The sequence below is a fragment of the Acinetobacter sp. YH16044 genome (genome assembly GCF_013417145.1).
Classification (GTDB): Bacteria; Pseudomonadota; Gammaproteobacteria; order Pseudomonadales; family Moraxellaceae; genus Acinetobacter; species Acinetobacter amyesii.
In genome coordinates this window covers 1-1,155 of sequence record NZ_VPEK01000174.1, presented here as the reverse complement: position 1 = coordinate 1,155, position 1,155 = coordinate 1, and the positions used below count along the sequence as shown (strand labels likewise).

At 31.0% G+C, this 1,155-nt stretch carries 1 protein-coding gene; it reads left to right on the top strand.

All coding sequences use genetic code 11. The annotated features are described in order from the left end of the window. The first annotated feature begins 305 nt into the window (after window positions 1-305). Window positions 306-1,049 (top strand): PmeII family type II restriction endonuclease, encoded by a 744-nt coding sequence (locus tag FTV38_RS17825; RefSeq protein ID WP_179996769.1) that lies wholly within the window; start codon window positions 306-308, stop codon window positions 1,047-1,049. Window positions 1,050-1,155 lie beyond the last annotated feature (106 nt).

The following is a 1,155-nucleotide window of genomic DNA, read 5'->3' as shown; positions in this document are numbered from 1 at the left end:
AAGTTTGTTTAAAAAGTAGTCGATTTTGCAATTTTTTAAATTTTATCAATGCCTGTACTTCGGAAATTATCCGCAATTTCTGCGGATAAACCTTGGGGTAAGTTTTGAGCAATGTTGTACGCTCAGGCTGACATAAATTAGGGATCATTGCGTCTAAATGAAGTCTCTTCATAATTGTTTAGTGTTGTTGCAATAAAAAGTTTAGATGGCATTTTTTTGCTCATTAATGATATTGATAACATTAAAAATATATATAAAAGCTTATAATTAGAAGCAGTAATTAAATCCAATTTATAAGGACATGTATGTTGTTATCAGAAACACAAAAAAAAGAGATTTTAGTGAAAGCTAAGGATTGGTTTCGAAAAAGTGTTATGGAAAGTCACTTACGAAATGCCAAAAAACTAAAAAAAGCCTCTGAATTTAATATAAATCCTTTTACTGCAACATACTTAGCTAATTTTTTAACTGGAGATGCTTCCCCTGAAAGTATGGCTAAAGCATTAATTTACCCTCGAATTTTAGGTACGAGCATAAACACAACTTTTGGGGGGGCAATTCAAAATTTTACGAATGACGTATTAGGTACATTTAGCAGTACGACATTAGGAATTGATATTGAGTATGAAGATCAGCAAGATGGTAGAAAAAAATACTGTCAGATTAAATCAGGACCAAACACAATAAATAAAGATGATGTGGAGACGATTCATCAACATTTTAAAGCTGTAAAAAATTTAGCTCGAACAAATAATCTTGCGTTACAAGTCAATGATATGGTTGTTGGAATTGTCTATGGTGAGAGAAGTGAGATTAGTCAACATTATAAGAATTTAGAATCTAAACATGACTATATTGTGCTTGTTGGTAGAGAATTTTGGGAAAAATTAACTGGTGATAATGAGTTTTATGATGATTTAATAGCCGTAATTGATGAAGTAGCAGAAGAATCTGATTTTAGTGAGGAATTAGATTCTATAATTAAAGACTTATCTAATGATAAAAAAATTATAGAACTCTCTAACATGGCGAATAAAGAATCTAAGTGATCTTATGGGGTGGCTCCTCCATTATAAAAATGGGGGGAAATAAGCTTCTATTTTACCTGTAACTCATATCATGACGGCTATCCCTAAAGAGTTAGATAATTTTTCT